Origin of the sequence: Pantoea sp. App145 (genome assembly GCF_047947045.1) — a bacterium.
In the GTDB taxonomy this organism is placed as follows: Bacteria; Pseudomonadota; Gammaproteobacteria; order Enterobacterales; family Enterobacteriaceae; genus Pantoea.
This window is the reverse complement of the sequence record NZ_CP133290.1, coordinates 1,619,941-1,635,483: the sequence shown is the minus strand read 5'-3', so window position 1 is coordinate 1,635,483 and position 15,543 is coordinate 1,619,941. Positions and strand designations below refer to the sequence as shown.

The 15,543-nt window shown below is 54.2% G+C and carries 15 protein-coding genes; 1 reads left to right on the top strand and 14 read right to left on the bottom strand.

The window, feature by feature from the left end; genetic code table 11:
* Nucleotides 1–3: 3 nt before the first annotated feature.
* From rsfS to leuS, 5 genes are all read right to left on the bottom strand, one after another.
* A complete protein-coding gene (gene rsfS, locus RCF31_RS07525; RefSeq protein WP_084873416.1) occupies nt 4–321 on the bottom strand; it encodes a ribosome silencing factor in 318 nt (105 codons plus the stop codon).
* 161 nt (nt 322–482) lie between these two features.
* A complete protein-coding gene (gene nadD, locus RCF31_RS07520) occupies nt 483–1,127 on the bottom strand; it encodes a nicotinate-nucleotide adenylyltransferase (protein WP_299454902.1) in 645 nt (214 codons plus the stop codon).
* Entirely contained in the window at nt 1,120–2,151 is a 1,032-nt protein-coding gene (holA, locus tag RCF31_RS07515) for a DNA polymerase III subunit delta (protein WP_084873422.1), read from the bottom strand. Before holA ends, nadD begins: the two co-directional genes overlap by 8 nt.
* Nucleotides 2,148–2,747: an LPS assembly lipoprotein LptE gene (gene lptE / locus RCF31_RS07510; protein ID WP_416412969.1), complete on the bottom strand. Its 600-nt coding sequence runs from the start codon at nt 2,745–2,747 to the stop codon at nt 2,148–2,150. The genes holA and lptE overlap by 4 nt, the downstream gene beginning before the upstream one ends.
* 14 nt (nt 2,748–2,761) lie before the next feature.
* On the bottom strand, nt 2,762–5,344 hold the full coding sequence (gene leuS / locus RCF31_RS07505; protein ID WP_299454894.1) for a leucine--tRNA ligase: 2,583 nt from the start codon (nt 5,342–5,344) through the stop codon (nt 2,762–2,764).
* A gap of 214 nt (nt 5,345–5,558) precedes the next feature.
* Between leuS and RCF31_RS07500 the strand changes: the two genes are divergently transcribed.
* Nucleotides 5,559–6,041 carry a zinc ribbon-containing protein gene (locus RCF31_RS07500; protein WP_084873431.1) on the top strand — a complete coding sequence of 161 codons (483 nt, stop codon included), beginning with the start codon at nt 5,559–5,561 and terminating at the stop codon, nt 6,039–6,041.
* Nucleotides 6,042–6,091: 50 nt separating this feature from the next.
* Here the strand turns inward: RCF31_RS07500 and RCF31_RS07495 are convergent, their stop codons facing one another.
* The 9 genes from RCF31_RS07495 to miaB all read right to left on the bottom strand — a co-directional run bounded on the left by RCF31_RS07495 (nt 6,092) and on the right by miaB (nt 15,434).
* On the bottom strand, nt 6,092–6,817 hold the full coding sequence (locus RCF31_RS07495; protein ID WP_084873434.1) for an amino acid ABC transporter ATP-binding protein: 726 nt from the start codon (nt 6,815–6,817) through the stop codon (nt 6,092–6,094).
* On the bottom strand, nt 6,818–7,495 hold the full coding sequence (gene gltK / locus RCF31_RS07490; RefSeq protein WP_416412968.1) for a glutamate/aspartate ABC transporter permease GltK: 678 nt from the start codon (nt 7,493–7,495) through the stop codon (nt 6,818–6,820).
* Nucleotides 7,495–8,235, bottom strand: a complete 741-nt coding sequence (locus RCF31_RS07485; RefSeq protein WP_416412967.1) for an amino acid ABC transporter permease — start codon at nt 8,233–8,235, stop codon at nt 7,495–7,497. Before RCF31_RS07485 ends, gltK begins: the two co-directional genes overlap by 1 nt.
* 162 nt (nt 8,236–8,397) lie before the next feature.
* A complete protein-coding gene (locus RCF31_RS07480; protein WP_416412966.1) occupies nt 8,398–9,336 on the bottom strand; it encodes a glutamate/aspartate ABC transporter substrate-binding protein in 939 nt (312 codons plus the stop codon).
* A 436-nt stretch (nt 9,337–9,772) separates the two neighbouring features.
* On the bottom strand, nt 9,773–11,299 hold the full coding sequence (gene lnt / locus RCF31_RS07475) for an apolipoprotein N-acyltransferase (RefSeq protein ID WP_416412965.1): 1,527 nt from the start codon (nt 11,297–11,299) through the stop codon (nt 9,773–9,775).
* A 4-nt stretch (nt 11,300–11,303) separates the two neighbouring features.
* The gene (gene corC / locus RCF31_RS07470; RefSeq protein WP_084873446.1) at nt 11,304–12,185 is read right to left on the bottom strand and encodes a CNNM family magnesium/cobalt transport protein CorC; all 882 of its coding nucleotides are present in this window, start codon (nt 12,183–12,185) and stop codon (nt 11,304–11,306) included.
* A gap of 82 nt (nt 12,186–12,267) precedes the next feature.
* Nucleotides 12,268–12,741 (bottom strand): rRNA maturation RNase YbeY, encoded by a 474-nt coding sequence (gene ybeY, locus RCF31_RS07465; protein ID WP_299454875.1) that lies wholly within the window; start codon nt 12,739–12,741, stop codon nt 12,268–12,270.
* A complete protein-coding gene (locus tag RCF31_RS07460) occupies nt 12,738–13,802 on the bottom strand; it encodes a PhoH family protein (RefSeq protein WP_084873452.1) in 1,065 nt (354 codons plus the stop codon). The genes ybeY and RCF31_RS07460 overlap by 4 nt, the downstream gene beginning before the upstream one ends.
* 207 nt (nt 13,803–14,009) lie before the next feature.
* Nucleotides 14,010–15,434, bottom strand: coding sequence for a tRNA (N6-isopentenyl adenosine(37)-C2)-methylthiotransferase MiaB (gene miaB, locus RCF31_RS07455; RefSeq protein WP_299454834.1), 1,425 nt, complete (start codon nt 15,432–15,434; stop codon nt 14,010–14,012).
* Nucleotides 15,435–15,543: the final 109 nt, after the last annotated feature.

Sequence of the window (15,543 nt, the reverse complement as noted above, 5' to 3'; positions counted from 1 at the left end):
CGCTTAGCTCCAGAGCTTTTCCAGCTCATACAGCTGACGGCTGTCTTCCTGCATGACGTGCACAATCACGTCACCAAGATCGACCACCACCCAGTCGGCTGCCGCTTTGCCTTCAACGCCTAATGGCTTCAGGCCAGCAGCGCGTGACTCCTGCATGACATGGTCAGCAATTGAGGTCACATGACGGGTTGAGGTGCCGGTGCAGATAATCATGCAATCGGTGATGCTGGATTTGCCCTGAACGTCAAGCGCGACGATATCCTGGCCTTTGAGATCATCAATCTTATCAATAACGAACTCTTGGAGTGCTTTACCTTGCAAAAGGTTCCCCTTAAATCAGGTGATTACGGGCAGGCTGAATGCCCTGGAAACGCAGCCAAAAATGAAGCGGCGCAGTATAGCATGCCGCGATTGGTCGCGATATATACCCGTTATACATCAAATTGCAGGAGCGTTAACTGTCAGCAAGCCTGCAAGCCGAATTATTTAAGGTATAGGCCGGCGCGATCGATATAGTCGATGACCGCTGCGGGCAGTAAATCCGCGCAGGACTCGCCCTGTAAGCGGCGCTTGCGGATCTCGGTGGCTGAAATATCGAAAAGCGGCGTATCAGCCAGCCAGATAAGGCCAGCCGGAAGGCGATGCAGTTGTTGCACATCGCGCGCGAGATGCTGATCCAGCCACTGCTGCATCTCAGGGGTGTCCATTTGCGCCGGATAACCCGGGCGTTTGCACACCAGCAAATGACACAGCGACAACAAATCCTGCCAACGGTGCCATTTGGCTAACGTTAGCAGAGAATCCTGGCCGATGATAAACCCCAGGGGCTGCTGATCACCACGTTGTGCACGCAATGCTTCCAGCGTTGCCACCGTCCACGATGGCGTTTCCCGCTCCAGCTCGCGCGTATCGATATCAAACAACGGGCGGTCAGCAATGGCGCAGTGCAACATGGCGACGCGCTGTTGCGCACTGGCCTGGGGTTGCGGGCGATGCGGCGGCACATTGTTCGGCAGCAGAGTGACTTTTTTCAGGCCGATCTGCTGGGCCAGTGCTTCGACCGGATGCAGATGTCCATAATGGATGGGATCAAAGGTGCCGCCGAACAGGGCGTCAAGTTCAGACATCAGCAAAGCTCATTGGGAAATCACGGTGGCATAGCAGCAGAGACAGGGTCTCCAGCTGCGGCCACAGGTTTTGACCATAGTCCTGTTTCAGCGACAGCTCCAGCTCCGCCAGCAGATGCACCGCGCGCTGTAAACGACGGGCATCCAGCCGTTGTAATGCCTCCATAAACAGCGCCCGGCGGTTCTGCCAGATACGTTGTTGATCCATCAGCGTGCGCAGCGGTTGTCGGGCCTGATGGCGTTGCAGATGCAATAACGTCAGCAGATCGCGTTGCAGGCTGCGCAGCAGGATCACCACTTCGCTGTCTTCCTTCTCCAGCTGATGCAGGATATGCAGGGCGCGCTTACTTTTGCCCGCCAGCAGGGCATCAACCCAGTGGAACGGCGTAAAGTGGGCGGCATCATTTACCGCTTCTTCGACCCGTGGCAGGGTGAGTTTGCCATCCGGCCATAACAACGAGAGGCGCTCCAGCGCCTGAGCCAGCGCCAGCAGGTTGCCTTCATAACAGTAGCAAAGCAGCTGGATTGCGGCATCATCGACGCTCAGCTTCATGGCTTTGGCGCGATTTGCCACCCAGCGTGGCAACTGGGCCTGTTCGGGGGTCTGGCACGGCACCAGCACGGCCTGCGCACTTAGCGCTTTAAACCAGGCGCTGTTTTCCTGCGCTTTGGTCAGCTTCGCCATGCGCAGCACCAGCAGGATATCGCTGTGCAGCAGGCTGGCAAGTTTGACCAGTTGCTCGGCCATCGCGGCGTTCGGGCCATTTTCCGGGAATTGCAGCGTCAGTGTCTGCCGTTGGGTAAACAGGCTGAGCGACTGGCAGCTGGCAAACAGGTCATCCCAGCTGGTTTGTGCATCCAGAGTGACACTGAAATGTTCTTCGAAGCCCTGAGCCGTTGACGCGGTGCGAATGGCGTCAGCGCTTTCCTGAATCAGCAACGGTTCATTACCGGTCAGAAAATAACAGGCGCGCAGCCCCTCACGGAGTTGCGCGCTAAGTTGTTCAGGATAGATCCTGATCATTGCAGACTGGTAGCTGACGAGGAAGGTGCTTCCGGTGAGCTTTCGCCGGGTAAGATCGTCTCAGGCTGCGGCAGTGTATCTTTGTTGCTTTCCTGTGCCGCATGCACTGTCAGCAGCTTGCGCACCAGCTGTTCGGCGGCACGCTGACGCATCTCCTGCATGATCTTGTCCTGCTCGGCATCCTTCGCCAGTGCGGCGTTCGGGTTGTCGAAGAAAGAACGATACACGGTGGTGCTGATCGGGTAGATACCTTTACCTGGCAGCAGTACCTGAGCCGACACTGACATCACCAGTGAATATTCAGCGGTGGTGCCGCTGATAAATATGGAGGCAGTGTCGCGACTAAAGCCTTCGCCACCGAGACGCAGTGTCGGAATGTTATTGCGCGTCTCTTTGGTGTCATCAACAATGCGCACGTTATTGAGGCGCAGCTGCTGACGGACGGTGCGCGCCAGTGGACCATAAGGGTCGCCAGTGGAGACGATCAGCGTTTTCATTTCGGTGGGCACCTGAGTGGTGCCACGCGGATGAAAACCACAGCCAGCGGTGATCATCACCGCCAGCAGGACAAACAGCCTGATTATCAGTTGTCGCACAGTTCCTCCTGAACTTAACCTACGACCAGGTTAAGCAGTTTGCCGGGGACATAAATCACTTTACGAATGGTGACGCCTTCCAGATATTTCGCCACCAGATGCTCCTGCGCGGCACGCGCCTGCACCTGCTCCTGGGTGGCATCGGGCGCAACGGTGATTTTGCCGCGCACTTTGCCATTAACCTGAACTACAACCAGCAATGAATCTTCAACCATAGCGGCTTCGTCTGCAAGCGGCCAGCTGGCGTCATCAACACTGCCTTCACCGCCCAGCGCTTCCCACAGTACGTAGCAGGTGTGCGGGGTGAACGGATACAGCAGACGGGTGACGGCAATCAGCGCTTCCTGCAGCAGCGCACGATCCTGGTCGCTATCCTGCGGGGCGCGGATCAGTTTGTTCATCAGCTCCATAATTGCGGCAATCGCAGTATTGAAGGTCTGACGACGGCCAATATCATCCGCCACTTTGGCGATGGTTTTGTGCAGATCGCGACGCAACGCTTTCTGATCATCGTTCAGCGCGTTGACATCCAGCGCGGTGGTCGCGCCTTTTGCGACGTGTTCGTAAGCCAGTTTCCACACACGTTTCAGGAAGCGGTTTGCCCCTTCCACGCCTGATTCCTGCCACTCCAGCGTCATTTCCGCCGGGGAAGCAAACATCATGAACAGACGAACAGTATCAGCACCGTAACGTTCTACCATCAACTGCGGGTCGATGCCGTTGTTTTTCGACTTCGACATTTTGCTCATGCCCGCGTAAACCACTTCACGGCCCTGATTGTCGATAGCTTTGACGATACGACCTTTTTCGTCACGCTCTACGCTCACGTCTACCGGAGACACCCAGTTACGCTCGCCGTTAGCGCCGACGTAGTAGAAGGCATCCGCCAATACCATGCCCTGACACAGCAGACGTTTGGCTGGCTCATCAGAGTTTACCAGGCCCGCATCACGCAGCAGCTTATGATAGAAGCGGAAATACATCAGGTGCATGATGGCGTGTTCTATACCACCCACATACTGATCGACCGGCAGCCAATAGTTTGCTGCAGCCGGATCCAGCATGCCTTCATTGTAGTTAGCGCAGGTATAGCGCGCGTAGTACCAGGATGACTCCATAAAGGTGTCAAAGGTATCGGTTTCACGCAGCGCAGGCTGGCCGTTTACGGTGGTTTTTGCCCACTCCGGGTCAGCTTTAATCGGGCTGGTAATACCATCCATCACCACGTCTTCTGGCAGGATCACCGGCAGTTGATCCTCCGGCGTTGGCATCACGGTGCCATCTTCCAGCGTCACCATCGGGATCGGTGCGCCCCAGTAACGCTGACGGGAGACACCCCAGTCGCGCAGACGGTAGTTCACTTTACGCACGCCGACGCCTTTGGCGGCCAGCGCGTCAGCGATGGCGTTAAAGCCTGCTTCGTGGCTGAGACCGTTGTAGTCGCCGGAGTTGAACAGCGAGCCTTTTTCGGTCATCGCTGCGGCGCTGATATCTGGCTCGGTGCCATCAAGGTTCAGGATTACCGGTTTGATCGGCAACGAATATTTAGTCGCAAATTCCCAGTCGCGCTGGTCATGGCCCGGAACAGCCATCACCGCACCGGTGCCGTATTCCATCAACACAAAGTTGGCAACCCATACCGGGAGCTCTTCGCCGGTCAACGGATGGATAACATGCAGGCCGGTGGCCATGCCTTTTTTCTCCATCGTCGCCATATCAGCTTCAGCCACTTTGGTATTGCGGCATTCATCGATGAAGTCAGACAGCGCCGGGTTGGTCGCTGCGGCCTGCTGTGCCAGCGGGTGACCTGCGGCGACGGCGACATAGGTGGCACCCAGGAAGGTATCCGGACGGGTGGTGTAGACCGTGACTTTTTCTGCGCTGAAGGCCACGTCAAAGGTGATTTCCACCCCTTCTGAGCGACCAATCCAGTTGCGCTGCATGGTTTTAACCTGCTCAGGCCAGTCTTCCAGCTTGTCGAGGTCGTTCAGCAGTTCTTCTGCATAATCGGTGATTTTGACAAACCACTGCGGGATCTCTTTGCGCTCAACTTTGGTGTCGCAACGCCAGCAGCAACCGTCGATAACCTGCTCGTTCGCCAGCACAGTCAGATCATTTGGGCACCAGTTAACCGCTGAGGTCTTTTTGTAAACCAGACCTTTTTCATACAGTTTGGTGAAGAACCACTGTTCCCAGCGATAGTATTCAGGCTGGCAGGTCGCCAGTTCACGGCTCCAGTCATAACCAAAACCCAGCAGTTTGAGCTGGTTTTTCATGTACTGGATATTGTCATAAGTCCAGGGGGCCGGGGCAGTATTGTTTTTTACCGCCGCGCCTTCAGCAGGCAGACCAAACGCATCCCAGCCGATTGGCTGCAGCACGTTTTTGCCCAGCATACGTTGGTAGCGGGCAATCACATCACCGATGGTGTAGTTACGCACATGGCCCATGTGCAGGCGGCCGGAAGGATAGGGTAGCATAGAGAGGCAGTAGTATTTCTCTTTGCCTTCCTGCTCGGTCACTTTAAAGGTTTCATTTTCGTCCCAGTGCTGCTGGACGCGGGATTCTATCTCTTCCGGGCGGTATTGCTCTTGCATGGCTGCCTGTGGTCCTTAATGAATATCGCACTTAGCGTACTTTTAGATCCGCATAGCATACCCATAAGGTAGCCCCTCAACAACACTTCACGCCTTTGCCTGGGCGATTTCTGCCGAATGCGCCGCCGTATTCACCCTTTTGCGATTTCCCCCGCGACCTGACTCGCAAGTGACTAAACTTAATCAGAGCATTCGCAGCAGAAAGGAGAACAAAATGAATAACGTGGCGCAGGTATATCGTGCAACGGTAGCGGCATTAACCCAGCGGCTGGAACGCGGTGAACGTGATATTGATGCGCTGGTCGCCAGTGCGCGTCTGCGGCTACTGGCGCAGCAGGATTTAACGTCGGATCAGGTTGATGAAGTGTTACATGCCGTCAGGCGAGATTTGCAGGAATTTGCCCTTAGCTATGAAGAGTCTTCCAGCGTGCTGGGCGATTCGGTGTTTATGCGGGTGATTCGCGAGAGTATCTGGAAGGAGCTGGCGGATATCACCGACAAGAGCCAGCTGGAGTGGCGCGAGGTGTTTCAGGATCTGCGTCATCACGGTGTCTATCAAAGCGGCGAGGTCGTGGGGCTGGGAAACCTGGTATGTGAGAAATGTCAGTTTACCCGCGCTATTTATACCCCGGAAACTCTAACCCGTTGCCCGGAATGCGGGCACGATCATTTCCAACGCCAGCCGTTTGAACCCTAAAAAACATCGGGCAGCGTTGCTGCCCGATGCATTCCGTGTCGCGGCGCGATTTAATGCAAGATCTTCGCGAGGAAGTCTTTGGCACGATCCGACTGCGGATTGTTAAAGAAGTCATCCTTATTGGTGTCTTCAACAATTTTGCCTTCATCCATAAAGATCACGCGGTTAGCCACTTTGCGTGCAAAGCCCATTTCATGGGTCACCACCATCATGGTCATCCCTTCCTGCGCCAGTTCCACCATCACATCCAGCACTTCGTTGATCATTTCCGGGTCAAGCGCGGAGGTCGGTTCATCGAACAGCATCGCCACCGGGTCCATGCACAGCGCACGGGCAATCGCCACACGCTGCTGCTGACCACCAGAGAGCTGGCCAGGGAATTTATCCGCATGGGCAGATAAGCCAACGCGCGCCAGCAGTTTCAGACCTTTTTCCCGCGCCAGCTTTTTGTCACGCTTCAGCACTTTCACCTGCGCCAGGGTCAGGTTGTCAACGATGCTCAGATGCGGGAACAGTTCGAAATGCTGGAACACCATCCCGACCTTGCTGCGTAACTGTGCGAGGTTGGTTTTTTTGTCGTTAACTTCGATGCCCGTGACCTGAATGCTGCCCTGCTGAATCGGCTCCAGGCCATTTACCGTTTTGATCAGCGTTGATTTACCGGAACCCGACGGACCGCACACCACCACCACTTCACCGGTTTTGACTTCGGTGGAGCAATCGGTCAGCACCTGAAAGTGCCCGTACCACTTAGAAACATTTTTCAGGCTAATCATTTAAACCGTCCTTTTTCTTTTCAGATAGCTAACCAACAGCGAGGCGCTCAGGCTGATGACAAAGTAAACCAGGCCCGCAAACAAAACCATTTCGACCTGGGTACCGTCACGCTCACCAATGGTTGAAGCGGTACGGAAGAAATCAGCCAGGCTGAGGACATAAACCAGCGAGGTATCCTGAAACAGAACAATCCCCTGGGTGAGCAACAGCGGCACCATGGCACGAAACGCCTGCGGCAGGATCACCAGTTGCATCGATTGCCAGTGGGTCATACCCAGTGCCAGCGCGGCATTGGACTGACCGCGCGCGATACTGATGATGCCGGCGCGGATAATCTCCGAATAGTACGCAGCTTCAAACAGCGAAAAAGCCACCATCGCCGAGATCAGACGGATATCGGTTTTCGGCGACAATCCCAGCACCTGTTGCAGAAAACTTGGTACCACCAGGTAGAACCACAACAGCACCATAACCAGCGGTACGGAACGGAACAGGTTTACGTACAGTTTGGCAAACCAGCGGATGGGGGCGAAGGAGGACAGGCGCATTACCGCCAGAATGGTACCCCAGATGATGCCAAACACCACGGCAGTAACAGTGATTTTGAGCGTAATCACCATACCTTGCAGCAGGAAGGGCAGGCTGGGAGGAATTGAGCTCCAGTCAAAATCGTACATTATTTCCCTCCTACATTGCCGGGCAGACGCACTTTACGCTCTACCAGACTCATGAGCAGCATGATCACCAGGTTGATACCAATGTAGGCCAGGGTGATGGCGGTGAAAGATTCATAGGCGTGTGCGGAATAATCCAGCAGCTTACCGGCCTGTGCAGCCATATCTACCAGGCCGATGGTAGAGGCGATGGCCGAGTTTTTCACCAGGTTGAGCATCTCCGACGTCATGGGCGGCACAATCACGCGATAGGCGTTCGGTAACAGCACATAGCGGTACGTTTGAGGCAGGGTCAGGCCCATCGCCAGACCGGCATTTTTCTGCCCACGCGGTAGCGACTGAATTGCGGCACGTACCTGTTCAGACACGCGTGCACCGGTGAATAACCCAAGGCAAATCACCGACGAAGAAAAGAATTGGATGTTGGGATCCAGCTCCGATTTAAACCACATACCCAGACTTTCCCCCACCAGTTCCGGTGCGACCAGATACCAGAAGAAGAATTGCACAATCAGCGGAATATTACGGAACAGCTCCACGTAGCAGGTGCCGAGGGTGGCAAGCCAGCGATTAGGCACGGTACGCAGAATGCCAAAGAAGGAACCTACGAAGAAAGCGATAATCCAGGCGCAGCAGGAGACGGCGATGGTCACCTGAAATCCGGACCACAGCCAGCCGAGGTAGGTCGTATTGCCGAACGGGGCCTGTTGTAAAAAGATGCCCCAGTTCCAGTCGATACCCATAATAGCTCCGGTAAAAAAAGGGTAGCTGAGCTTCAGCTACCCAGAAGATTGATGAACGGTGTCTTGTTTACTCTTTACAGGGGAACGACCTGAGAGAGTCTGTCTGTCCGCACCGCGTTTTCAGCAATCGAGAGGGCAGCAGGGCTGCCCTTATTTTCATTGTTAATTCATTGCCTTGTCGTTTGGCGCTTTGAACAGTGCTTTCATGTCATCCGACAGATCAAAATTGATGTTCATACCTTTTGGCGGAATTGGATTTTTGAACCATTTGTCGAACCATTTCGCCGCTTCGCCAGAGGTCTGTGCCTGAGCAATGGTATCGTCCATCAGCTTCTTAAATTCCGGATCATTTTTACGCAGCATACAGCCATAGGCTTCGTGTGACTGCGGCGTACCGAGGATCACCCAATTATCCGGTTTCTTCGCTTTGGCGCGCTCACCGGCCAGCAGGGCATCATCCATCATAAAGGCCACGGCACGACCGGTTTCCAGCGTACGGAATGAGTCACCGTGATCTTTAGCGCTGATAATGCGCATACCCATTTTTTTCGAATCATTCAGCTTATTCAGCAAAATTTCAGAGGTGGTGCCTGAAGTGACAACGACGGTTTTACCCTTCAGATCATCAAAATCTTTGATCTCGCCGCCTTTTTTTACCAGCAGACGCGTACCGACTACGAAGATGGTGTCAGAGAACGCGGCCTGTTGCTGACGCTCGAGGTTATTAGTGGTAGATCCACACTCGAAATCAAAGGTGCCGTTTTGCAGCAACGGGATGCGGTTTTGGGAGGTGATCGGCAGCATTTTGACCTGCAGATCCGGTTTGTTTAGCTTTTTCTTAATGGCTTCAACGATCGCGTTGGAATAATCCTGCGAATAGCCAACGACTTTTTGCTCATTGTCGTAGTAAGAGAAGGGAACAGACGATTCGCGATGCCCGACGACAATCACGCCATTTTTGCTGATTTTTTCCAGCGTACTGACTTGCTGATCTGCTGGGGTGGCGGCTGGTGCAGCAGTTGCCGGTTTGGCATCTTCCGCATGAGCCACGGAGGCGAGGCCAGCCAGAGCCAGGCAAAGGCCCAGTTTCCGTAATTTCATCTCCAACTCCTTCGTATTGCTGATGCACAGCAGATAAACTGCGCAGATTGTGATGTTGTGTGTATTTTTCGCTGCTTTTCTGGTCATCCTCTAGCGCAACTGCGCGCAGGATAGTGTTTAACATAGCGAATTGTTAACACAATGAAACAGACAAGTTTCTTTTTTGCGAGCCGCGCCGCACCAGCAGGAGGCAAAATCTCTCCTTTGCGCAAAAATGGTGCGCATTGGCGCTTTTTTATGGTGCACGACCCATTGCAATATGCTGACAAAAGCTGATGTTTGCGAAAAACACTGAAATAAATAGCAATGATCGTGCCAAAGCAATTAGAGAGTGTAAAAATCCAGCAGAGAATGTGGCAAAGCGACGGGAATGGAGCGGAAAAATGCGATAAAAAAAGGCGAAGGATGAGCTTCGCCTTGAGAAGGGAATGGTAGATCAGCGACGACGGCGTATCAGACCCAGCAGGACGCCCAGCAGGGTCAGCACCCATACCGGCCATACACCGGCTTTGGCGTAAGGTGTCTCACCTGTGGTGGGTGTCACTTTCGCTGACAGCACATCACGCGTGAACTGCGGCAGCATCTTCTCAACATCGCCGTTGGCATTGACCACTGCGGTAACGCCATTGTTGGTATCACGCAGTAACGGACGACCCAACTCCAGCGCGCGCATTCTTGCCATCTGGAAGTGCTGCCACGGGCCGATTGAGTGACCAAACCAGGCATCGTTCGACACGGTCAGCAGGAAATTGGTGTCCGGGCGGAAATTAGCACGTACCTGTTCGCCCAGCACGATCTCATAGCAGATGGCGCTGGTCAGGTTGTAGCCCGCCACTTTTAATTGCGGCTGAATATAGGCTCCACGGCTGAATGACGACATCGGCAAATCAAAGAACGGGGCCAGTGGTCGTAACAAATCTTCCAGCGGTACAAACTCACCAAAGGGCACCAGGTGATTCTTCTGATAACGGTTCTGGCTCTGGTAGCTGTAAGGATGCTCGCCGCCCAGCACAATTACGGAGTTGTAATCATGGTAACGATTGTCACCTTCCAGACGCGAATCGACGATGCCAGTGATCAGTGAACTGCCACGCGCACGCAGTTCTTCATCCAGCGCATGCAGGAACGGCTGCTGATTGCTTTCTAAGTCGGTAATCGCCGATTCCGGCCAGATAATGATCGGTGCTTTGCCCATCCACGGCTGGCTGTACGAGGTGTAAACCCGCAGCGTATTCAGCAACTGCTGCGGATCCCATTTCATCGATTGTGGAATATTGCCCTGAACCATTGCGACATCGACGCTGCGCTCTGGCAGTGGCTGATACCACTGCAACATGCGTAACGGCCACGGCAGCAGTAACAACAAAACGGCAGCAACCAGGCTTTTCACGCTGCGCTGATGTAGTGCAAACACCAGCAAACCGGCAATCACCATTAACAGGAAGGTGATGGTTTCCACGCCCGCCAGTGGAGCCAGTCCTTTCAGCGGGCCATCAATCTGGCTGTAGCCGAACTGTAACCAGGGGAAGCCCGTCAGGATCCAGCCACGCAGGAACTCGGTGATTTGCCATAATGCCGGAGCCGCTACCGCCAGACGCCATAGCGTGGCACGCGGCCACAGGCGATTAAGCAGGATGGCAAACAGCATTGGATAGAGAGACAAATAGGCTGCCAGCAGCACCACCAGGAACACGTTAACCGGTCCGGGCATACCACCGAAGGTGGCGATGCTGACGTACACCCAGTTAATGCCGCTGCCGAACAGGCCAAAACCCCAGGCAAAACCGATGGCTGAAGCCTGCGCGGTACGGCGATCCAGCAACAACAGTTGCAGGCCGAACAGCGAAATCAGGGCGGCGGGCCAGAAATCATAAGGGGAAAAGGAAAGGGTGCCGATGGCACCCGTTATTAACGCCAGCAGCAGGCGAACCCGCTGCCGCGAGTAAAGAGAGGCTAAAGCCATAAAATTATTCGTCATCCAGTTGAGGGAGCGGCGAGTCTTCCGGAATTTTTACATGCACCTGGATGATACGGCGGCTGTCAGACATGGCGACCTTGAATTGGTAACCATCAATTTCAATGCTTTCACCGCGTGCGGGAAGGTGGCCGAATCCCTGCATCACCAGACCGCCGATGGTATCCACTTCGTCATCACTGAAACCGGTGCCGAACACTTCGTTGAAGTCTTCGATCGGCGTCAGCGCACGCACAGTATAGGTGTGGCGGTTCAACTGACGGATATCGCGATCTTCTTCATCGTCATATTCGTCTTCAATTTCTCCGACGATCAGTTCGAGGATGTCCTCAATGGTCACCAGACCGGACACACCGCCAAACTCATCAATCACAATCGCCATATGGTAGCGTTGTGAACGGAACTCTTTCAGCATGCGGTCAACACGCTTACTTTCTGGCACCACCACGGCGGTGCGCAGCACTTTCTCCATGCTGAATGGTTCTGAGGCGCTGCTCATAAAGGGCAGCAAATCCTTGGCCATCAGAATGCCTTCAACATGATCTTTATCTTCGCTGATCACCGGGAAGCGTGAGTGGGCCGATTCAATGATCACCGCCAGACATTCTTCCAGGCTCTGGTTACGTTTCAGGGTGATCATTTGGGAACGCGGGATCATGATGTCGCGCACGCGTTGTTCGGCAATATCCAGCACCCCTTCCAGCATGTCGCGGGTGTCCTGGTCGATCAGTTCTTTTTGCTCAGAATCGCGGATTAGCCCCAGCAGTTCGTCACGGTTTTTAGGTTCGCCGTGGAACAGTTGGTTGATTAACAGGGAAAAAAATCCCTTTTTACTACTGGGTGCATCGCTGTTTTGAGAATGGTCGTCGCTCATGGCGTTTTTATTAAGTTCTCTCTGGTGAGGGAAGGAAACTGCTGGCATCCGCGCCAGCAGCGTAAATACCTGAGCCAGGGGCTCAGGCGTCTTCTTTCTCCGAAATGTACGGGTCCGGATAACCAAGGGCAAGCATTATCTCGGTCTCCAGTGCTTCCATTTCTTCGGCTTCGTCATCTTCGATATGGTCATAGCCCAGCAGATGCAGCGTACCGTGGACCACCATATGCGCCCAGTGGGCTTCCACGGTTTTCCCTTGCTCTGCGGCTTCCGCTTCCACCACCTGACGACAAATAATCAGGTCGCCAAGCAACGGCAGTTCGATGCCCGGAGGAGCTTCGAAAGGAAAAGACAGCACGTTAGTGGGCTTGTCTTTACCACGATACGTCAGATTGAGTTCATGGCTTTCCGCTTCATCAACCAGACGAATGGTGACTTCGCTTTCCGGCTGAAAAGGAGTGACTGCCGCTTCCAGCCAGCGCTGGAAAGCGGCTTCGTCGGGCAATCCCTGGCTTTCGGCACAGGCCAGTTGTAAATCAAGAATTACCGCGCTCATGAAGGCTCCTGCGGGCTGGGTTGGGTGGCGGCGAGCGCTTCACGTTTGCGCTCTTCTGCCTGTTTGTCACGGCGTTTCTGGTCAGCTTCTTCCCAGGCTTCATAGGCGATAACGATGCGAGCCACCACCGGATGGCGTACCACGTCTTCGCTGTGGAAGAAGTTAAAGCTTAACTCATCCACTTCCGACAACACTTCAATCGCATGGCGCAGGCCAGACTTAGTGTGTCGCGGCAGGTCAATCTGCGTGACATCACCGGTAATGACGGCTTTTGAGTTAAAACCAATACGCGTCAGGAACATCTTCATCTGTTCGATGGTGGTGTTCTGGCTCTCATCCAGGATGATGAAAGCATCATTCAGTGTACGACCACGCATATAGGCCAGAGGGGCAACCTCGATCACGTTGCGCTCCATCAGCTTCTCAACCCGCTCAAATCCGAGCATCTCGAACAGCGCGTCATACAGCGGGCGCAAATAGGGATCGACCTTCTGGCTGAGATCGCCTGGCAGGAAACCGAGTTTCTCTCCGGCTTCAACCGCAGGACGCGTCAGCAGAATACGGCGGATTTCCTGGCGTTCAAGGGCATCGACCGCAGCAGCCACCGCCAGATAAGTTTTACCGGTACCCGCCGGGCCGATACCGAAGGTGATGTCGTGATCGAGAATATTGGCGATGTACTGTGCCTGGTTCGGCGTGCGGGGTTTAATCACACCACGCTTGGTCTTGATATTCACCGCTTTACCGAACTCCGGTACGCTTTCGGCGGTTTGTTCCAGTACGCGGCTTTCTTTAATCGCTAAATGGATTTGCTCTGGCTCGATATCCTGAATCTGGCCACGCACCGGTGCCGTATCGACATACAGCGTGCGCAGAATATCTGCCGCTGCGTTGACGCACAGGGTGCGGCCAACCAGTTTAAACTGGTTATCACGGCGGTTGATTTCGATCCCCAGACGCCGTTCCAGCTGTTTCACATTGTCATCAAACGGGCCGCACAGGCTGAGCAGGCGGCGGTTATCTACCGGTTCAAGGGCGATTTCACGAGTTTCGATATTCAAATGAATCCTTTGGGTCACTCAGGGCCAGTTGAAAAAATGTATCCGACGCGCGGCAGCAGGCCATACGCATCATTACGGAATTATTTATGGGGTCACGCCTGGGCGCAAGCATCAGAGGAAATATTTGGGCAGCACCGTCAGAATGCAAGTGCTGCCTGGGGAAACAGGCGACAGCGTTTTGTGCGCTGTCGCTCAAAGGTCGGGGTTTCAAGGCTGGAAAAGACCGACGCCGATTTCGTTTTCTTTACGCGTGCGCGCAATGACCGAAGCCGGGCTTTCCACCACACGCAGACCCATCTCGTCTTCAGTACGGACCACTTTGCCACGCAGCGAGTTGGTATAGACATCAACGATTTCGACGTCAACAAACTTACCAATCATCGCGACAGAACCTTCGAAGTTCACCACGCGGTTGTTGGCAGTACGGCCAGACAGCTCCATCACGTTTTTACGTGAGGTGCCTTCCACCAGAATACGCTGTACGCTGCCGAGCATGCGGCGGCTGATCGCCATTGCCTGCTGGTTAATACGGTCCTGCAGGATGTAGAGGCGCTGTTTCTTCTCGTCTTCCGACACATCATCTGGCAGGTCAGCCGCTGGCGTGCCAGGGCGAGCGGAGTAGATAAAGCTGAAGCTCATGTCGAAATTGACATCGCCAATCAGTTTCATGGTCTGCTCGAAATCCTGCTGGGTTTCACCCGGGAAGCCGATGATGAAATCAGAACTGATCTCAATATCCGGACGCGCAACGCGCAGCTTACGGATGATCGCTTTGTATTCCAGGGCGGTGTGCGCACGCTTCATCAGCGTCAGGATGCGGTCAGCACCGCTCTGTACCGGCAAATGCAGGAAGCTGACCAGCTCCGGCGTATCACGGTAAACATCAATGATGTCATCCGTGAATTCAATCGGGTGGCTGGTGGTAAAACGGATGCGGTCGATGCCATCGATAGCCGCCACCAGACGCAGCAGCTCGGCAAAGGTGCAGATATCGCCGTCAAAGGTTGCGCCGCGATAGGCGTTTACGTTCTGGCCCAGCAGGTTAACTTCGCGTACACCCTGCGCCGCTAACTGTGCAATCTCCAACAGGATATCGTCACTCGGACGGCTGACTTCTTCGCCACGGGTGTAAGGCACCACGCAGAAGGTACAGTATTTGTTACAGCCTTCCATGATGGAAACGAATGCGGTTGGGCCTTCTGCACGCGGTTCCGGCAGGCGGTCAAATTTCTCGATTTCCGGGAAGCTGATGTCAACAATCGGGCTTTTGCTGCCACGCACCGTGTTAATCATTTCAGGCAGGCGGTGCAGCGTTTGCGGACCAAACACGATATCAACGCAGGGCGCACGCTGGCGAATATGATCGCCTTCCTGTGAAGCGACGCAGCCACCGACGCCAATGATCAGGTCGGGATTATGATCTTTCAGCTTTTTCCAGCGTCCTAACTGATGGAAAACCTTCTCCTGTGCCTTCTCACGGATCGAGCAGGTGTTGAGCAGCAGAATATCTGCCTCTTCGGCTTCCTCAGTCAGGGTGTAGCCGTGGGTGCTGTTCAGCAGGTCAGCCATCTTCGATGAATCATACTCATTCATCTGACAGCCCCAGGTTTTGATATGCAGTTTTTTGGTCATCGGACTAGCCATTCAATTCAGTGCAGGTAAGTGCTGGGCGCGTATTGTAATGCTTTGCTGCTGTTGTGACCAGTATAAGGGTAAGGGCTTTTCTGTTTGTGGCGTGAAT

What these genes read in the sequence shown, in the direction of transcription:
- miaB (WP_299454834.1), bottom strand. Translation starts at nt 15,434, where the DNA reads ATGACCAAAAAACTGCATATCAAAACCTGGGGCTGTCAGATGAATGAG.
- gltK (WP_416412968.1), bottom strand. Translation starts at nt 7,495, where the DNA reads ATGTACGATTTTGACTGGAGCTCAATTCCTCCCAGCCTGCCCTTCCTG.
- RCF31_RS07495 (WP_084873434.1), bottom strand. Translation starts at nt 6,817, where the DNA reads ATGATTAGCCTGAAAAATGTTTCTAAGTGGTACGGGCACTTTCAGGTG.
- holA (WP_084873422.1), bottom strand. Translation starts at nt 2,151, where the DNA reads ATGATCAGGATCTATCCTGAACAACTTAGCGCGCAACTCCGTGAGGGG.
- leuS (WP_299454894.1), bottom strand. Translation starts at nt 5,344, where the DNA reads ATGCAAGAGCAATACCGCCCGGAAGAGATAGAATCCCGCGTCCAGCAG.
- corC (WP_084873446.1), bottom strand. Translation starts at nt 12,185, where the DNA reads ATGAGCGACGACCATTCTCAAAACAGCGATGCACCCAGTAGTAAAAAG.
- RCF31_RS07480 (WP_416412966.1), bottom strand. Translation starts at nt 9,336, where the DNA reads ATGAAATTACGGAAACTGGGCCTTTGCCTGGCTCTGGCTGGCCTCGCC.
- RCF31_RS07500 (WP_084873431.1), top strand. Translation starts at nt 5,559, where the DNA reads ATGAATAACGTGGCGCAGGTATATCGTGCAACGGTAGCGGCATTAACC.
- nadD (WP_299454902.1), bottom strand. Translation starts at nt 1,127, where the DNA reads ATGTCTGAACTTGACGCCCTGTTCGGCGGCACCTTTGATCCCATCCAT.
- RCF31_RS07485 (WP_416412967.1), bottom strand. Translation starts at nt 8,235, where the DNA reads ATGGGTATCGACTGGAACTGGGGCATCTTTTTACAACAGGCCCCGTTC.
- ybeY (WP_299454875.1), bottom strand. Translation starts at nt 12,741, where the DNA reads ATGAGCGCGGTAATTCTTGATTTACAACTGGCCTGTGCCGAAAGCCAG.
- lnt (WP_416412965.1), bottom strand. Translation starts at nt 11,299, where the DNA reads ATGGCTTTAGCCTCTCTTTACTCGCGGCAGCGGGTTCGCCTGCTGCTG.